The sequence below is a fragment of the Rosenbergiella metrosideri genome (assembly GCF_022602565.1).
In the GTDB taxonomy this organism is placed as follows: Bacteria; Pseudomonadota; Gammaproteobacteria; order Enterobacterales; family Enterobacteriaceae; genus Rosenbergiella; species Rosenbergiella metrosideri.
In genome coordinates this window covers 182,965-200,243 of sequence record NZ_JALBCV010000003.1, presented here as the reverse complement: position 1 = coordinate 200,243, position 17,279 = coordinate 182,965, and the positions used below count along the sequence as shown (strand labels likewise).

Genomic DNA, 17,279 nt, shown 5'->3' with positions numbered 1-17,279 from the left:
GGTGTATTGATGAAAACTATTCTTTTAACCGGATTTGAGCCCTTTGGTGATGAGCTGATTAATCCTTCGTGGGAGGTCGTATCCCGTCTGGAAGGGGGGACGGCAGAGGGGGATCGTATCGTTTGCGTGCAACTGCCGTGCGTGTTCGGGGAGTCGCTTCAGGTATTATTGGCGGCGATCACGCACTACTCTCCTACTTTGGTCATCGCGGTCGGGCAAGCAGGGGGACGAACGGATATCTCCCTTGAGCGCATCGCAATCAACGTTGACGATGCGCGTATCCCAGACAATAAAGGGTATCAACCCATTGATAAACCGGTGGTTGAGAATGGGCCCGCAGCATGGTTTAGTACGCTCCCCATTAAAGCGATAGTTTACGCTCTGCAACAAGCGGGGATACCCGCTTCGGTCTCCCAGACTGCCGGCACCTATGTGTGCAATCATGTTATGTATGGCTTACTGCATGCGTTAGGCGACAGACCTGAGGTGAGAGCGGGCTTTATCCATATTCCTTACTTACCTCAGCAAGCCGCGAAGCATTCAGGTAGTGCCAGTATGGCGGCGGAAACCGTAGAGCGAGGTCTGGAAATTGCGATCCATACTGCCTTACATGTCGAATTCGATGCCCAAATCGTTGGGGGGACAACACATTGAACGCCGTTTACCTTCTCGACAAGTGGGCTGGTGATACTCTGTGGCGCTTCAGGCACGTAATAGTATGCGAAGCGGATTAAGGATTAAAATGTTTAATGTTTTTAATTACGCTAGCATAAGCATTTTATTTAATGAATTGAGTTAATTTTTAAAAAAACAATTGAAATTTTATCAATGAAGAATGAGTAAGAGTCCTCTTTAATACGCTATATCTTACACTCTGCGTCACAAAATCCATATTTATATTATTATCTAAATGATTTTTTAATAATAGCGAATACAACCAATAAAATAAAAATTCATAGCAAAAATAACTATCGATTACCACCTTTTATGGATTTTAATTTTTACTTTTAAAGATGATGATACATTCTCGAGGTCAAGGAGAGAAGATTTTGTTGATCCTTGATTATTTTGAACGAGGTTGATCTCATATAATGTCTCGACAGACTTTTTTCGATTCTATTCAGTGGATTTAAATAATCAAATATTCCAAAGCGAGACCATCATTATGGAAAAGAAATTTATCTATCTATTTTGTTCTGCAGGTATGTCTACCTCACTCCTCGTTACAAAAATGCGTGAACAAGCCAATAAATATGAAGTCCCTGTTACCATCGAAGCATTCCCTGAAACACTCTTGGCAGAAAAAGGCGAACAGGCTGATGTTATTTTATTAGGGCCTCAAATTTCTTACATGCTACCCGAATTTAAAACGGCATTTCCCATAAAACCTATCGAAGTTATCGATTCAACTCTCTATGGAAAAGTCGATGGGGTGGGGGTATTAAAAGTGGCGATAGGATTGATAAAGAAGTCTTTACAATAAATAACGCCACATTATTCCTGTAAGAATAAAAATGTAATGAGTCGTTATTATCCATCAACAGTCTACTATCCTATTAGCCCGTAAATATAAAAAACCGTTTTTATTTTTATAGAGGTGTTAATTATGAGTAAAGTTATTAATTGTCTTGAAAGGATGCTGCTACCTTTTGCGGTGAAAATAGGAAGACAGCCCCATATCAATGCCATTAAAAATGGCTTTATTAAATTAATGCCACTTACCCTTGCTGGGGCAATGTTTGTATTAATTAATAATGTCTTCCTGAGTTTTGGAGAAGGTTCGTTTTTTTATTCACTAGGTATACGCCTGGAGTCAAGTACCATTGCAACGCTCGAAGATTTTAAGGCAATTGTCGGAAACGTTTACAACGGTACGCTGGGTATTATGTCGTTGATGGCTCCTTTCTTTATTGGGGCGGCCTTAGCGGAAGAACGTAAAGTCGACGCAATGGCGGCAGGGTTATTGGCCGTCGCGGCTTTTATGACGGTTACGCCCTATAGTGTCGGGGAGGCTTACGCCGTTGGCGCTAACTGGTTAGGCGGAGCTAATGTTATCTCGGGGATGATTATCGGGATCGTCGTGGCTGAATTGTTTACTTTTATTGTGCGTCGTAATTGGGTAATACGGTTACCCGAGAGCGTGCCGACGTCTGTTTCGCGTTCCTTTTCTGCTGTGATTCCAGGGCTGATCATTTTATCGATGATGGGGGGGATCTCTTTTGGATTAACCTACTGGCAGACTAATTTCCACCAAATCATCATGGATATGATCGCTACTCCGCTCGCCTCATTAGGGGCAGTTGTGGGGTGGGCTTATGTCTTACTCGTCCCACTGCTTTGGTTCTTTGGGGTACATGGTGCATTAGCGCTAGCGGCACTCGATAGTGCAATTATGACACCTTGGGCATTAGAGAATGTTGCCACTTATCAGCAATACGGTTCTGTTGAGGCCGCACTCGAAGCAGGAAAAACGTTTCACCTTTGGGCTAAGCCAATGTTGGACTCTTATATTTTCCTAGGAGGTTCTGGAGCAACATTGGGGTTAATTCTGGCGATTTTTATTGCATCACGTCGCGCTGACCATCGTCAGATGGCAAAGCTAGCGTTACCCTCGGGGTTATTTCAAATCAATGAGCCTATTCTTTTTGGCTTACCGATTATTATGAACCCGATAATGTTCATTCCTTTTGTTCTGATCTCACCACTGTTAGCCGGTATTACAGTGGCAGCCTACTATTTTGGCATTATCCCGCCGATGACCAATATTGCCCCTTGGACGATGCCCACAGGTTTAAGTGCCTTCTTTAATACCAATGGAAGTGTGGCAGCGTTTCTTTTAGCCATCGTTAATTTAGGTGTTGCAACCTTGGTTTATCTACCCTTTGTGATGATTTCGAATAAAGCGCAAGCCGCTCTGGATCAAGAAGAAACGGAAGAAGAGATCGCTAACGCTTTAAAATTCTAATACCGAGAGGCTGTCGACGATCGGTCACGCCTTATTAATGAGGAAATAGTATGTTTGATTTGAATACAGTAGAACCTGACCACACCGAGACGAGTGATCTTGAAGAAATTGTCATGGGCTTAATTATCAATGCTGGTCAGGCACGTAGCCTTGCTTACGCGGCGTTAAAGGAAGCGAAACAAGGTAAGTTTATCGTTGCTAAAGAGATGATGGAAAATTCTCGACAAGCACTGAGTGATGCACATCGTGTACAAACGCAGTTGATTGAAAGCGATGCAGGGGAAGGTAAAGTGAAAGTGAGCTTAGTATTAGTTCATGCTCAAGACCATTTGATGAACGCAATGTTGGCTCGTGAACTCATTGCTGAAATGATTGAGCTTTACGAAAACATGAACTGATTTACCTTAGGCTAGGTCGTCAAAAATGATCATGACAGAAATCCCTATCGCGCGTGAGCATCAACTGTTTAATGGACATAATTTCCATGTCTTTATTTTCACTAAAACGGAGAGCGTGAGTGGACTTCATCAACACGATTACTACGAGTTCACTATCGTCTTAACCGGACGTTATTATCAAGAGATTGATGGACAACGGGTGCTTTTAGAACGTGGGGATTTTGTCTTTATCCCAGTCGGCTCACAACATCAAAGTTTCTATACCGCTGGGGCGACACGTATTCTTAATGTAGGGATCAGTAAATTTTTTTTTGAGAAACATTTTCAATCGCTATTTCCTAGCGAATTCACGGCAACCCAGGCCTATGCCATTGACACGCACTTTCTTGCTCATATTGAGTCGGTAATTACCTCTCACCATTTTCGCGAAAATGAGTTTGATGAGTTTATTGAAGTCGTCTGTTTTTATATCACCAATCGTTTAAGACATTACCGTGATGAACCGATCAGGGATACTGTTCCGCTCTGGTTAAGAAATACGGTTGAATCCATGCACGACAAGCTGAAATTCGGTGATGCCGCGCTAGAGCATATGGTGCAACTTTCAGGGAAAAGCCAGGAATATCTCAGCCGAGCTACTCAGCGTTATTATAGTAAAACACCGATGCAGATTATTAATAATATTCGTATTAATTTTGCCAAAAAACAGCTGGAAATAACTAACTCTTCAGTCACTGATATTGCATACGAATCCGGATACAGCAGCCCAAGTTTATTTATTAAAACATTTAAAAAATTTACTTCTTTCACACCGAATAATTATCGAAAGAAGATAAACAGTTGTAATGAAGAGTGACTCAGCAAGCGTTTGGGTGGGAGACGATTTCTTTAGCAGAAAATAGTCGTCGATAAAATTGACCAAATAAGGAAAATAAAATGAGCCAAAAATTAAAAATTGTGACTATTGGTGGCGGAAGTAGTTATACCCCAGAACTACTGGAAGGTTTTCTTAAACGCTATCACGAACTCCCGGTCACTGAGCTCTGGTTAGTCGATGTCGAAGAGGGACAAGAAAAGCTCGATATTATTCATGCATTGTGTGAAAGGATGATTGAAAAAGCAGGTGTACCGATGAAGGTATTTAAGACCTTAGATCGCCGAGCCGCCTTGCAAGGGGCCGATTTTGTGACCACTCAACTGCGTGTTGGACAGCTGAAAGCGCGTGAAAAAGATGAACGAATCCCACTTAGCCATGGCTATTTAGGCCAAGAGACCAATGGAGCGGGGGGGCTATTTAAAGGATTACGTACGATTCCGGTCATTATTGATATCGTTAATGATGTACAAGAAATTTGCCCAAAGGCTTGGATCGTTAATTTTACGAATCCAGCTGGAATGGTGACAGAAGCTATCTACCGCCACACTCGTTTTAATCGTTTTATTGGGGTCTGTAATATTCCAATCGGTATGAAAATGTTCATCACCGATGTTTTACGTCTAACGTCAGACGATGACCTCAAAATAGATCTATTCGGCCTTAACCACCTCGTGTTTGTTCGGGACGTGTGGGTGAATGGTCAATCGCGGTTTGATGAACTGCTTGAGGGGATTGCTAGCGGTACGTTAAGTGCCAACTCAGTTAAAAATATTACCGATTTAGCTTTTAATGAGGGGCTCATTCGCTCATTACGCTTAATACCTTGCTCTTATCTACTTTATTATTTCAAGCCGAAAGAGATGCTCGCCATTGAACTGGGCGAATATTATAAAGGCGGGACGCGTGCGCAAGTGGTTCAACAAGTCGAGCATCAACTTTTCGAACTCTACAAAAACCCTAATCTTGATGTAAAACCAAAAGAATTAGAACTTCGCGGGGGAGCTTATTATTCGGATGCCGCCTGTGAAGTGATTAATGCAATTTACAATAATAAACAGACTGAGCATTACGTTAATATTCCGCATAAAGGTCATATCGACAATATCCCTGCTGAGTGGTCGATTGAGATAACCTGTACTTTAGGTCAGGACGGTGCGCAGCCTACCCCACGTATTACGCATTTCGATGAACAAGTATTAGGGCTTATTTATACCATTAAAGGCTTTGAAGTGGCGGCAAGCGAAGCGGCGATGAGTGGCGATTTTAATAAAGTGCAATTAGCCCTAAATCTTAGCCCACTTATTCATTCTGATAATGATGCCGAGCGCCTCGCGCGTGAGATGCTCTTAGCCCATGAACGGTGGTTACCCCATTTCGCAAAAACGATTAAGGATTTAAAAGTTTCAGAGGGAAACTAAATGACACCTTTATTAGTAGTCAATGCTGACGATTTTGGACTGAGTAAGGGGCAAAATTATGGGATCATTGAGGCCCATCGGCAAGGTATCGTCACGTCGACAACGGCGATGGTCAATGGCGAAGCTATCGGGCATGCCGCCGAGTTATGTCAGCAGGTGCCTGAATTGGGAATCGGCATGCATTTTGTACTGACCTTAGGAAAACCGTTATCGGCGATGCCGATGCTCACGAGAGAAGGTCAGTTAGGTAAGTGGGTATGGCAGATGGCTGAAGAAGACCGATTACCGCTTCACGAAATCACTCAGGAATTAGCCAGCCAATATCAGCGTTTTATTGAGCTATTCGGTTGTCCGCCTACACATATTGATAGCCATCATCACGTACATTTTATTCCGGATATTTACAATATCGTCGATCGTTTTGCCCGCGAGAGAGATATCCCCATTCGCCGCGATCAACGCTCGTCTGCGGGCGATACTTCGGTGCAGCCTGCTGCCAGAAGTAGCGAAGGTTTTTCCAGTAAGTTTTATGGCGATTCCCTCTCGGAAGCACTGTTTTTAAAAATACTCGATGATTCACTGCAATGCGGGGAAACGTCTTTAGAAGTGATGTGCCACCCTGCCTTTGTGGATACCACCATTAAAAAGAGTGCGTATTGTGATCAGCGGTTAGTGGAATTGGAAATATTGACTTCAGCTTCATTAAAAAAGGGGATCATTCAACGCGGTTACCGTCTGACTAATTTTAAAACGATATAACTAATAAACACTGTTCTATTAATTCATTAATATTGTTATTAACGACTGCCTTTATTGATTAACGCTGATATTCGCTTAATTATCAGTTTGGTTATCATTTTTCTAAAATTAAGGCAGTTAACCCTTCATACTCTATTAGGATAGCTATTTATGCGTACAATTAAAGGATTATCTCGTACGTTATGTTTATGTATCTTCAGCGGTACTGTTTTTTCTGGGGGAATACTTTCACCGGAAGTCAGTGCAGCAGGATTTATTGATGATTCGACGTTAACTGGTGGAATCTATTATTGGCAGCGTGAACGTGATCGCAAGGATGTGGCCGATAATGGAAAGTATAAAACAAATCTTTCCCATTCTACATGGAATGGAAATATAGATTTTCAATCCGGCTATGCGGGAGGTTTCTTTGGCATTGATATTGCAGCCTTTAGCGCAATTGAAATGGCAGAAAATTCTGCCAGTGGCCACCCTAATGAAATCGCCTTCTCATCGAGTAATAAAGCATACAGTGAAAATTTTAGTGGGGATAAAAGCGGTCTCGATCTTTATAAGGCAGCGGCGAAATTTAGCTATGGGCCAATGTGGGCGCAAGCAGGTTATATTCAACCAGCAGGACAAACGTTATTAGCACCGCATTGGAGTTTATTACCAGGTACTTATCAGGGGGCTGAGGTTGGGGCAAACGTTGATTACGCTCAGGCTGGATCCTTAGCGTTCTCGTATATTTGGGCAAATGAATATAAGTCGCCGTGGCACCTTAAGATGGATCATTTTTACCAAAATGATCGACAATCTAAGGTGAAGTATTTGCACTCTGTAGGCGCTAAATACGATATTAAAAATGGCCTTGTTTTAGAAGCGGCACTGGGGCAGGCCGAAGGGTATATTGACCAATATTTTGCCAAAGTGAGCTATCAATTCGACATCGCCTCTTCTCCTCTGCGTACCAGTTATCAGTTTTATGGCGCACGGGATAAAGCTGCACCCGGGGAGAGTAACGATATTTACGACGGAACTGCCTGGCTACAGGCATTAACTTTTGGCTATAAGGTTGTCGACGTCCTTGATCTCCGTTTAGAAGGCACTTGGGTAAAAGCCGAAGGGCAGCAGGGCTATTTTTTACAACGTATGACCCCGACCTATGCCTCCTCTAATGGGCGCTTGGATATCTGGTGGGATAACCGCTCTGATTTCAACGCAAACGATGAGAAAGCACTATTCATTGGTGCGATGTACGATCTCAAACATTGGGATCTCCCCGGTTGGTCTGTCGGCGCGTCCTACGTGTATGCGTGGGATGCCAAACCTGGCAGGCTCTCTTCGCCCGATGCGTATTACAACCCAAATAATCGGTTGAAAGAGTCGGCCTACAGCCTAGACGCCAGTTATACGATCCAAGAAGGGCGTGCGAAAGGGACAATGTTCAAATTACATTTCACCCGTTACGATAATCATTCCACTATCCCAAGTTGGGGAGGCGGTTATGGCAATATTTTCCAAGATGAACGTGATGTGAAGTTTATGGTGATAGCACCGTTTACCCTTTTTTAAAAGCGTGAATGCCCTCTGTTGCTCGCACTCCTTAAGCTTAATCGAGGTCATAGGTATTGCATGGAATAGTGTTAGCTACCTCTCAACGCTATATATTGTGCTTATCGATACTCTTAGGCATGTTGATTCCGACAGTAAGTAGGCGAGCAATATTTTCCGTCGTAAACGCGACGTTTTTTTCTCCCTCTTTTAGCGCCTCACCGAGAGGGCCAGCTTGCCGCAAAATACCGAATATGGCTGTAAAATTCTCACCATAAAGGTTCTCAACACCTTCACCGATGGCACCCGCTAAGGCAATGACAGGAGTGTGAGGAGAGACTTTTTGGGTAATATTGGCCACTCCGTAAGGCGTTTTACCGAATTTAGTTTGATAATCGATACCGCCTTCTCCGGTAAATACGACATCAGCCCCTATGATTTTTTCAGCTAATCCCGTGAACTGAATAACGATATCAATGCCTTGTTGTAATTTAGCCGGGGTAAAGGCGAGTAGTCCGGCTCCTAAACCGCCAGCGGCTCCGGCACCTGCTACCGACGCGGTGGTAATCCCTAAACAAGATTCAATTTTTTCAGCATAAATTCCGAGGTTACGATCCAGGATTTTCACTTTCTCAGGTGTTGCGCCTTTCTGTGGGCCAAAAACAGACGAAGCACCATTAGGCCCAATGAGGGGATTGGTCACATCACAGGCGACGATAAATTCAGTTCCCGCGACGCGTGGGTCGAGTCCACTCACGTCGATATCGGCGATATTGTCTAAATATCCTCCCCCTAATTCAACTTGCTCACCTTTCGCGTTTTTGAATTTTACGCCTAAGGCGCTGGCCATACCCTGTCCCCCATCATTGGTCGCACTCCCACCTAAACCAATAATGATTTTACGAACCCCTAGGTCGAGGGCATGTTTGATCAGTTCTCCCGTTCCATAAGTGGTGGTGATCAGTGGGTTACGGTTTTTATGTGAAGTATGGATAATGCCGCTGGCGGAAGCCATTTCTATCACCGCTGTTTCTCCATCACCCAGTAGTCCAAATTCAGCCTGGACGCTAGTATGGAGAGGACCCATCACCTCAACACTGATAATTTTTCCTGCCGTCGCATCGATCAAAGATTGCACTGTACCTTCGCCCCCATCAGCCATAGGCACTTTAACTATCTCGCAGTCGGGAAAAACGCGTCGTAGTCCTTTCTCCATACTGTTTGCAACTTGCAAGGCTGTCATGCTCTCTTTAAAAGAGTCGGGGGCTAGGACAAATTTCATCGAAGTTGCCTCTCTACTGATTACATATCAAATCCAAGGTTAGGGTTTAGGGGCAGCTGAACTGGCCGTGGCCCCCTCAGTTAAAACGGGAACTCGCAGAACCAAATTTGCGGCGGTGATATATACCCAACGCTGGCGATTAGGATCTGTGCAGAAGGCTAGATTCCCAGTGTCCTGAGAAGGAACGAAGATCTTACCTAAAAGTCTTCCTTGAGGCGAAAACACATGGATTCCCTCCTTACTACTGCTCCACACATTCCCTTGTCGGTCAGTACGGATTCCATCTGGGATCCCTGGATTGACGATTGCAAATAACTTACCGTGGTTTAATGTTTTGCCTTGCACTGTATAAGCCATAATTTGATGGCGCAGGGATTTATCCTCAAAATTATGCGCAAGTTGTGTATCGGAAATATAGAGAGTGCGTCCATCCGGGGAGAATGCTAATCCATTAGGGGAATGAACACCCGGAGTTTTCATCCTCACAAGGGTGTTTTCATCAGGTTGATAGCGGTAGACATATTCTCCATCCTGCTCAACTTTTCCCCCATAACCTTCGCTTTTACTTAATACACCGAAAGTGGGATCAGTGAACCAAATCGACCCATCCGGCGAGACTGTCACATCGTTGGGACTGTTCAGCCGCTTTCCCTGCCAGCGGTCAGCGAGTACAGTCCACTGTCCGTCTTTATCCTGCCGTAAAATTGCTCTCTTACCATGTGAAGCGGCAATAATACGTCCTTGAGCATCAATCGTATGACCATTTTGAAAGTCAGACGGCGATAACCAAGTTTTTATCCCTTGTTGCGGCGACCAGCTTAATACTTTATTCGCTTTGACGTCGCTAAAGACAAAGAGTCCGTCAGCTTGGCACACTGGGCCTTCAGCCCATTTTGCATGACGTGTAATCACCTCTGGTGTTGCATGGCTATCGATAAGATCAGAAAAGTCGGGAGTTAATGACTGGATGCTGAAAGTAGTGGATGAGTGAGCCATGCTACTAATGCTTGCCGCAGAAAAAAATATCCCGATAATAGCGGGTCGTAACGTTATCTTCATTTTCTTAGCCTTGGTGCTAATCAGCACAGTTCATAGTCTGTCTAACATTGGGTTTGAGCTTAATAATTAACTGGACGTTGGGATCGTTGCCCACTGTCTTGGAAATATGGCCAACATGTGGATCGTTGTTTCGAGGATGAGAACTGCTGTCCGCATTAAATTGCATCTCGCCTGGACCTTGAATCAGTACCGAGCCATCGGTGGTCTGCACAGACCATTTACCGGATAGCGTGATAACCCATTGGGGTCCCGGCGCATGATGCCAAGTTCCTTCATAGCCAGGGGGCAACACGGCGTAAGCAATACTTTCAATTTGATCGGGAGACACTCCTATCCACTGTGGAGCCGAGGGCGGGGCATAGGTTTTAAACTGAAGGCCTTCGATACGACATGTTTTGATATGCGTGGCTCCACTTTTATCCGCCCATAAGGAGGCATACTTGATAGGGGGTTGTGTCTCACCATTACTATGGGTGGCCGTTGGGTTCGAAGATTCCACACTGTGTACCTGAGTCGCAGCATAGCTTAACGGCGAAAGTGAACTGAGGCTAACCAAAATAAAGGTCTTGATAAGAGAGTAATTCATTGGGCTTCTCCAGGAAATCCTAGAAGTATAGCAGGTGGTGAGAAATTGCTGAGGGGGAAGGGAGAGAGGGCTAGAAACAACCCTCATTTTCGAAGCTGAGGGTATGTCAATGATAGAAGCAGACGGAAGTTATCGGCTCTTAAATGATCGGGCTAAGACGGTTAGACATAAGTTGTGTCATCTCTCAGCGATCGAGTCATCAACCTGCTTTTCTAACGCGTAATGACGAGGTTTTTTCTTTCTAGAAAAAACCTCGGGAACACAGGTGAGACGCTTAAGCCTGAGCCATTACGCTTTTGACTGACGGAATAACCATTCTCTGGCGCTCTCGATATAAAAGAATTTCCGTGCAGAGGCCATATGATCGACCCCTTTAAAGGTAAGAAACGTTATATTCCCTCCTTCGGCCAGGTAGTTTTTGACCTGACTGTTCAGTGTTTGCTGCTGGGAAATAGGAAAGATAAGATCGGGATCTAGCATCTCAGTTGGACGGATAACTTTTGCTCCCGACTGCTCCCAAACCGGCACACATTTTTCATTCCAAGGAGTGGATTTTGTATCGTCTGAACCAGTAATGATCAGTACTTTCTGTTGAGCTAAGGTCACCAGATCGTTAGGGCGTTGTTGTCCCGCAATAATCAATCCGGCAGCAAAAGTATCTGGATGCTTGGCCATTAACCATAATGACGTCATAGCACCCATCGACCATCCGGTGCAGTAAACCCGGGAGGCATCGATCTTCAGCACTTTATCACGGCGGTCATCAAGATTGGGGTTACCGTAGTTCCACGTATTACTCAGCAGTGACTGAACTAGGCGCCAAGTATTTTCGACATCGCTGGTATGTTCCCAGTAGTCATTCATTGTTGTGCGTTCATAACGAGGGGTGATCACTACGCATTCACGTTTTTCCTGCTCTTCGGGTTGACTCCAAATGGAGGCGATACATTGCTCGGTCAGCGTTTGCGAACAGGTTCCATCGTAGCTGGTGCCTGAGTGCGTGATCGCCAATAGAAGAGGATAAGACCGGTTTTCACCGCCAGGTTTTAGGAAGGATTTCGGTAAAAAAATACTGTATTCGAGCCATGCTGAGCGGGTATCGTCCCACCACCAGTGGCTTTGTTCCCAGTCGTCGACTCCGCGAATAATCGTATTGTTTCTATTACCCTCCACGTTTGACCAAGCGATGTGACTCGCGGCGTAGCTCTTGCCCTGCAAGGTTTTAACGCTTTTCATTTGGGTCAGCGACACTTTATCGCTATCGGTGGTCGGTAGGCTCAGATCAGGATTATGATGGAATTCAACAATTACAAATCGGCCTGTCACACTGGATGATTTATCCATTAATGTCGGCTGTGTGTTCGTATAGATAGCACTAATAGTGCGCGTGACTGGAGCCGCTTGGGTCGCATTTTTGTCTGGCTCATTGGGCATCCCTGCGAAAAATCCCTCGGCAGCGGGGATGACTGCAGCTTTGAACGTCCCTTTATCTAAGCTATGCGGATCAATGTCGGCATCATACTCCGCGGCAATACCATACACCTTCTCACCACCGCCTGTGACTTCGCACAATGCATAGATACGTTGGAGGCCAGGGCCTTTAGGCGTTCTCGTTTTATTGTCGCTTGCAGCAGCCATGAAGCCATTGGTATTGGCCGCCATACTTGCCCGAGGCATTAGCGTTGTTGAAAGCGCACCCGTTAGCGCAGACCCCGCGACCATAAATGTTCTTCTCGACATCTCTGACATTATAGATTCCTTGATATAGTTAAGTGTTATGCGGGTAATGCCCTTAATTCAGTTAATAGAGTGATAATCCGTTGCACTGCATGCTCACCTTCACCCGGCGCAAAAGGCGACGACCGAGCTTCGTATGTGAAGCGTTGATACCCTGATATATCGGGTAAATATTTTGCCGCCCCATCAACCATGGTCACGACAAATGTCTGGGTAAAGGGAGAGGCGTTACGGATACGTTCACCAAAGATAGCGGATAATTCAGGTTGGACACCGACGATGATGATATCCCCCCATTGTATGAGGGTGATTGGGAAGGCGATAGGCTGACTTGAAACGTAATGAAAAGTACTGACAGGCCCAACGGCGGCATTATGTGGGGTAAATTTTATTCCCTTTAACATTATTTGATGGCGCACTACCCGAAAGTTGTCAAAGGAATCAATTTTTATATTTTGTGTAATATTCACGACCTCTTCCCCCAGTTTTTGCCCCAATAGCTCAAGAAGCAAGAAACCCTTTTCATGTATATCCTGACGACCAGCCGTTCCATTACCATACACGAGATGCCTGCTTGCTTGGAAATACGGGGCTTGGTCGCCTGCGCATCCGACGAGATAGAAAGCCACTGCATCATCATTGAAATGACGCTCGATATAATGACTCACGGCCCCCGCGAGGTCAGCGCTGATTAAGCGCCCACCCGTTTCAGTTTGCGAAGCATCCATAACAGCTGGCTGTACGGCATAATTAACCAGTACGGCAATCGGCTTATGCGATAATGTGTTAACGGTTATGACGCCGACCGTTGGATCAGTAAAACCTGCGTCGTCTGCACCGAGCCACCATCCAAAAGGTGTTAAAACGTCTCGGTTGACGGCAATATGACTGACTCCGCTGCCCGAGCCTATAATAGCCGGTTGTAGAGTATCGTTTGCGTGTTGAGCCGCACGAGTTAAGGCTTGTATAAAGGCCTGAAAGAGGAGCTGGGTGCAGGGCTTTTGCGAGTCATCGATAAAAAGATGGGGAGTAGAGAAAGAATGACTGGCAGAAACCATAATACAGCTGGCATTCACACCCGTAATTTCAGTTACAACAGACTTCATCTTTGTGATGACAGTATTCGTGAGAGAAGTGATATCGACGACCACTATAGCTTGTTTATCAAGACCCTTTTCTGTGAGCAACACCCGTATACTCAAGGGATCATGTTGCCCGGTAAAATCATCGATTGGAAAAAGATCCGATAAGGAAATCGTTGCACGGCCAGCACCTGCCCTAAATACCGGGTCATTGCTGGAAGTTGATCTCCCCAACGCAGGAGCCGCCAGCGCCAACATGCCCAAACTCACTCCTGCCCCAAGAAAATTTCTGCGACTAAACATTGTCGTGCCTACCCTTGTTCATTGGCAACGAATCGAGGAAAACTACCGGTTCACGCTGAAACATACCGTTTTTTAGAATATTTTTACTGCCAGCTCAGTACCGCGTTTGATGGGTAAAGTAACAGAGATGAATCCATTAGCAGGATCGCGGATATACTCAAGGAAATCGGACTCGGCGTTATCGTTAAGCACGTAACCACCTACTCGTAACTGAGGGGCGATGATTTCTATAACCTGTCTGGCTAACGTTGGACCTTTCGCTAAAGGCCAGCCGTCAATGAGGGCAAAATCTACTGGTTTACCGAGATCTTTCAGTGTTTCTCGTGCATCACCAATACGAATATCGACATAAGCGTCAAGCCCCGCTGCCGTAAGATTACGATAGGCAGTGTCGGCTTTAGCCGAAACGAGCTCAGCCCCTACCACTTGTCCGCCGCCATTATCACGCATTGCGGCGGCAAAATAGAGGGCTGACATACCGACTGACGTTGCAAAATCAACCACATGTGTCGCTTTCATCGCACGGCATAGCGTGTAAATTAAGTCACCTTGCTCAGGATGAATTGAAAACCCATAATCGGCAAATAATTCTGGATCGGGTGCAACTGATCCTTGAAACATGGTGGAATCTGGTCGTTTACGACGGGCGTTCATTTGGTCAAGGACCGACAAAATGATAGGATCTCGCAGAGCGTTAGAGCGATAATTCGTTATTGAAGATTCCATCAATGATCCCTTAAGGTGAGTATATAATGAACATGTTGATGAAAATATCCTCGCTAATTTTATGGTACTTATCAAGTACCACAATCAAAAGATATTGATTGGATCTTGTAAATAAAAATGAAATTGAATGATATTCCGGACGTTCCTGTTTGTGGCCGTTCTAAAAGTATAGACGATAAGCAACGGCGACAAGCCATTATTAGACATGCGTATTGTGCATTTGTTGAATTAGGTTTCGCACAGACCAGCACTGCAGAAGTTGCTCGTCGCGCCAAGATATCTAAACGTACCCTTTATGAAACTTTCAGTGATAAAAAAACACTCTTCGCTGCAACGATTAGTGAAAATTGTCATCTGCTAGTTGATCTTCCAAGGCCATCCGATGAGCAATGCTCTTTAAAGGAAAGTCTATTTCGTATTTTCCGTCTTGATATCAGTCATGATGAGATATTGGAACGTGAAGCGATCCTACGACTAATGACACGAGAAGCGATTCTCTTTCCAGAGATTTCGGATTATCTCTACGAGACAAAGGCAGTCAGATCGCGTGAATTACTGATGGAATGGTTACAGAAGACGGCTGAAGTGCATGGGCTGTTGCTTGAAGACGCTGAAGTGTTAGCGGGTTTACTTATGGATGTTGTTTTCGGGGCTTTATTACCACATCGCAGAGAGTTAGAGGTGAAAGACCGAAATAAAGTGACTAGCCATATTAAAAAACGTATTGAAATAATTCTGCTTGGTATGGGGTGGCTATAAAGCGACTTTACACGCTAGCAGCGTTGCTGTCTGACGTAACAAGCTAACCGAGGGCAACATCAAAGCTTTAGCCATCACTCGTTTTTTTTATCTGCTTTTCTTAATAAGGCTTATTAAGCGTGAATAAAGTGATAAAGCTATAAAACGTTACGTCAGTCACAGCCGCAAAAGGTAGGGGATACTTGAGCAGAGTTTCCCAGAGACGACAAAGCCCCGCATTTCTGCGAGGCCTTTGAAAGAGTGGTGCCCGAACTCGGAATCGAACCAAGGACACGGGGATTTTCAATCCCCTGCTCTACCGACTGAGCTATTCGGGCAACGGGGCGCATTAAACCGTAATCCGGCATTGGCGTCAATATCTTTTGGTGAAAATTGGTAATATCTTGGCTGTTTGCACTGTTTTTAGGCAACTTGCGGAAGAAATCAACATTAAAAGGGCTTCCTTAGGCCGGAAACTCTTCTTAGCTGTTAGTTACCACTATGGTAAAGCGGGAAAGCCCCGAAGAGTAGGCCACCCACCATCAGCATCAAGCTGATAAAAATTCCCCACTTGATGGCAAATTTCTGGTGTTCGCCAACATCCACTTTTGCCAGCCCAGTAAGTAGGTATAGCGAGGGGACTAAGGGGCTAATAAGGTGGAACGGCTGGCCAATAATTGAGGCGCGAGCGATCTCCTCGGCTGAAATTCCATAACCTGCGGCGGTTTGTGCAATCACCGGAAGAATACCGAAATAGAAGGCATCGTTCGACATAAAGAAAGTGAAGGGCATACTCATGAGGGCAGTGAATACCGGTAAATACGGACCAAAAGCGGGGGGAATGATAGAGAGAACCGACTTCGCCATTGCATCAACCATTCCTGTGCCGGACAGGATGCCAGTGAAGACCCCTGCGGCAAAAATCAGCGAGGTAACCGCCAAGACGTTCGCGGCGTGTGAGGCAATACGGTCTTTCTGTTCAGCCAGTTTAGGGTAATTCAACATTACCGCCAAAGCGAAGCTGACCATAAAGAGAATTTGAATCGGCACGATACCGACAACAAGCAGAACCAACAGCGCGGTGGTCAGCAGTAAATTGGGCCAAAACATCTTCGGACGCTTATTTTTCTCGCATTCCTCAAACGTCCCGCCGCCAAGATTAAGTTGAATATCGTGTAACGCCCCCACTTCTTGTCGGCCTAAGCGGCGACGTTCTTGGATACCGAACCAGGTCGCGACGGCAACTAAACTCACGCAGCTTAAAAAGATAGCCGGTAACATGGGAACGAATATGTCTAAGGCATCGATATCGAGCGCCGCTGCTGCCCGAGCGGTGGGGCCGCCCCAAGGTGAGAGGTTCATAATACCGCTGGCGAGATTGACTAGACAGGTCATCATCAAGATATTGAGACCGAGCTTGCGATAAAGCGGCAAGAATGCGGCAATTGCGATCATGTAAGTGGTAGAGCTATCACCATCCAGAGAAACCAGTAATGTCAGGATCGCTGTTCCTGCTAATACTTTAACGGGATCGCCTTTCACAATGCGTAAGATAAATTTGACCAAAGGATCAAAAAGCCCAGCATCGATCATGATGCCAAAATAGAGGATCGAAAACGTCAACATTACGCCGGTGGGGGCGAGGGTTTTTACGCCTTTAAGCATCATCTCGCCTAAGCCTTGGTAAAAGCCGCCGAGTAGAGCGAATAGGATGGGAATAAGGACAAGTGCGATTAGGGCTGACATTCTCTTGGTCATGATGAGATACATAAAGCAAATCACCATGCTGAATCCCAGTATTGTTAACATATCAATA

The 17,279-nt window shown here is 45.1% G+C and carries 16 protein-coding genes and 1 tRNA gene; 9 read left to right on the top strand and 8 right to left on the bottom strand.

Translation table 11 applies throughout. The features are described from left to right. Window positions 1-9 precede the first annotated feature (9 nt). From pcp to chiP, 8 genes are all read left to right on the top strand, one after another. Complete coding sequence (gene pcp, locus MKR94_RS05440; RefSeq protein ID WP_241645938.1) at window positions 10-654, top strand: pyroglutamyl-peptidase I; 645 nt, start codon at window positions 10-12, stop codon at window positions 652-654. Between the two features lie 511 nt (window positions 655-1,165). Then, complete coding sequence (locus MKR94_RS05435; protein WP_241645936.1) at window positions 1,166-1,483, top strand: PTS sugar transporter subunit IIB; 318 nt, start codon at window positions 1,166-1,168, stop codon at window positions 1,481-1,483. A 123-nt stretch (window positions 1,484-1,606) separates the two neighbouring features. Further along, complete coding sequence (gene chbC, locus MKR94_RS05430) at window positions 1,607-2,965, top strand: PTS N,N'-diacetylchitobiose transporter subunit IIC (protein WP_241645934.1); 1,359 nt, start codon at window positions 1,607-1,609, stop codon at window positions 2,963-2,965. A 50-nt stretch (window positions 2,966-3,015) separates the two neighbouring features. Next, window positions 3,016-3,363, top strand: coding sequence for a PTS N,N'-diacetylchitobiose transporter subunit IIA (chbA, locus tag MKR94_RS05425; protein ID WP_099823377.1), 348 nt, complete (start codon window positions 3,016-3,018; stop codon window positions 3,361-3,363). A gap of 25 nt (window positions 3,364-3,388) precedes the next feature. Beyond that, window positions 3,389-4,219, top strand: a complete 831-nt coding sequence (chbR, locus tag MKR94_RS05420) for a transcriptional regulator ChbR (protein WP_241645931.1) — start codon at window positions 3,389-3,391, stop codon at window positions 4,217-4,219. Window positions 4,220-4,299: 80 nt separating this feature from the next. Beyond that, window positions 4,300-5,658 carry a 6-phospho-beta-glucosidase gene (locus MKR94_RS05415; protein ID WP_241645929.1) on the top strand — a complete coding sequence of 453 codons (1,359 nt, stop codon included), beginning with the start codon at window positions 4,300-4,302 and terminating at the stop codon, window positions 5,656-5,658. Continuing rightward, window positions 5,659-6,417, top strand: coding sequence for a chitin disaccharide deacetylase (gene chbG, locus MKR94_RS05410; RefSeq protein ID WP_241645927.1), 759 nt, complete (start codon window positions 5,659-5,661; stop codon window positions 6,415-6,417). A gap of 150 nt (window positions 6,418-6,567) precedes the next feature. After that, window positions 6,568-7,971, top strand: coding sequence for a chitoporin ChiP (gene chiP / locus MKR94_RS05405; protein WP_241645926.1), 1,404 nt, complete (start codon window positions 6,568-6,570; stop codon window positions 7,969-7,971). Window positions 7,972-8,059: 88 nt separating this feature from the next. On the opposite strand, the gene MKR94_RS05400 is transcribed toward chiP, so the two are convergent. The 6 genes from MKR94_RS05400 to MKR94_RS05375 all read right to left on the bottom strand — a co-directional run bounded on the left by MKR94_RS05400 (window position 8,060) and on the right by MKR94_RS05375 (window position 14,725). Next, window positions 8,060-9,232: a glycerate kinase gene (locus tag MKR94_RS05400; RefSeq protein WP_241645924.1), complete on the bottom strand. Its 1,173-nt coding sequence runs from the start codon at window positions 9,230-9,232 to the stop codon at window positions 8,060-8,062. A 39-nt stretch (window positions 9,233-9,271) separates the two neighbouring features. Continuing rightward, a complete protein-coding gene (locus tag MKR94_RS05395) occupies window positions 9,272-10,291 on the bottom strand; it encodes an SMP-30/gluconolactonase/LRE family protein (protein WP_241645923.1) in 1,020 nt (339 codons plus the stop codon). Window positions 10,292-10,307: 16 nt separating this feature from the next. Then, on the bottom strand, window positions 10,308-10,877 hold the full coding sequence (locus tag MKR94_RS05390) for a cupin domain-containing protein (protein ID WP_241645922.1): 570 nt from the start codon (window positions 10,875-10,877) through the stop codon (window positions 10,308-10,310). A gap of 288 nt (window positions 10,878-11,165) precedes the next feature. Continuing rightward, window positions 11,166-12,626, bottom strand: coding sequence for a prolyl oligopeptidase family serine peptidase (locus MKR94_RS05385; RefSeq protein WP_241645921.1), 1,461 nt, complete (start codon window positions 12,624-12,626; stop codon window positions 11,166-11,168). 26 nt (window positions 12,627-12,652) lie between these two features. Next, window positions 12,653-13,999: a hypothetical protein gene (locus MKR94_RS05380; protein ID WP_241645920.1), complete on the bottom strand. Its 1,347-nt coding sequence runs from the start codon at window positions 13,997-13,999 to the stop codon at window positions 12,653-12,655. Between the two features lie 72 nt (window positions 14,000-14,071). Then, on the bottom strand, window positions 14,072-14,725 hold the full coding sequence (locus MKR94_RS05375; protein ID WP_241645918.1) for an O-methyltransferase: 654 nt from the start codon (window positions 14,723-14,725) through the stop codon (window positions 14,072-14,074). Between the two features lie 117 nt (window positions 14,726-14,842). Between MKR94_RS05375 and MKR94_RS05370 the strand changes: the two genes are divergently transcribed. Beyond that, window positions 14,843-15,484 (top strand): TetR/AcrR family transcriptional regulator, encoded by a 642-nt coding sequence (locus MKR94_RS05370; RefSeq protein ID WP_241645916.1) that lies wholly within the window; start codon window positions 14,843-14,845, stop codon window positions 15,482-15,484. A 241-nt stretch (window positions 15,485-15,725) separates the two neighbouring features. Here the strand turns inward: MKR94_RS05370 and MKR94_RS05365 are convergent. Together MKR94_RS05365 and MKR94_RS05360 are read right to left on the bottom strand one after the other, a co-directional pair. Continuing rightward, window positions 15,726-15,801 (bottom strand) — tRNA-Phe (locus MKR94_RS05365). 151 nt (window positions 15,802-15,952) lie between these two features. Beyond that, a complete protein-coding gene (locus tag MKR94_RS05360; protein WP_241645914.1) occupies window positions 15,953-17,272 on the bottom strand; it encodes a CitMHS family transporter in 1,320 nt (439 codons plus the stop codon). Between the last annotated feature and the right edge of the window lie 7 nt (window positions 17,273-17,279).

Coding starts and splice junctions, on each gene's coding strand:
- MKR94_RS05395 (WP_241645923.1), bottom strand. CDS start 10,291: ATGAAGATAACGTTACGACCCGCTATTATCGGGATATTTTTTTCTGCG.
- MKR94_RS05400 (WP_241645924.1), bottom strand. CDS start 9,232: ATGAAATTTGTCCTAGCCCCCGACTCTTTTAAAGAGAGCATGACAGCC.
- chbC (WP_241645934.1), top strand. CDS start 1,607: ATGAGTAAAGTTATTAATTGTCTTGAAAGGATGCTGCTACCTTTTGCG.
- chbG (WP_241645927.1), top strand. CDS start 5,659: ATGACACCTTTATTAGTAGTCAATGCTGACGATTTTGGACTGAGTAAG.
- pcp (WP_241645938.1), top strand. CDS start 10: ATGAAAACTATTCTTTTAACCGGATTTGAGCCCTTTGGTGATGAGCTG.
- chbR (WP_241645931.1), top strand. CDS start 3,389: ATGATCATGACAGAAATCCCTATCGCGCGTGAGCATCAACTGTTTAAT.
- MKR94_RS05435 (WP_241645936.1), top strand. CDS start 1,166: ATGGAAAAGAAATTTATCTATCTATTTTGTTCTGCAGGTATGTCTACC.
- MKR94_RS05385 (WP_241645921.1), bottom strand. CDS start 12,626: ATGTCAGAGATGTCGAGAAGAACATTTATGGTCGCGGGGTCTGCGCTA.
- MKR94_RS05370 (WP_241645916.1), top strand. CDS start 14,843: ATGAAATTGAATGATATTCCGGACGTTCCTGTTTGTGGCCGTTCTAAA.
- MKR94_RS05360 (WP_241645914.1), bottom strand. CDS start 17,272: ATGTTAACAATACTGGGATTCAGCATGGTGATTTGCTTTATGTATCTC.
- chbA (WP_099823377.1), top strand. CDS start 3,016: ATGTTTGATTTGAATACAGTAGAACCTGACCACACCGAGACGAGTGAT.
- MKR94_RS05415 (WP_241645929.1), top strand. CDS start 4,300: ATGAGCCAAAAATTAAAAATTGTGACTATTGGTGGCGGAAGTAGTTAT.
- MKR94_RS05390 (WP_241645922.1), bottom strand. CDS start 10,877: ATGAATTACTCTCTTATCAAGACCTTTATTTTGGTTAGCCTCAGTTCA.
- MKR94_RS05380 (WP_241645920.1), bottom strand. CDS start 13,999: ATGTTTAGTCGCAGAAATTTTCTTGGGGCAGGAGTGAGTTTGGGCATG.
- chiP (WP_241645926.1), top strand. CDS start 6,568: ATGCGTACAATTAAAGGATTATCTCGTACGTTATGTTTATGTATCTTC.
- MKR94_RS05375 (WP_241645918.1), bottom strand. CDS start 14,725: ATGGAATCTTCAATAACGAATTATCGCTCTAACGCTCTGCGAGATCCT.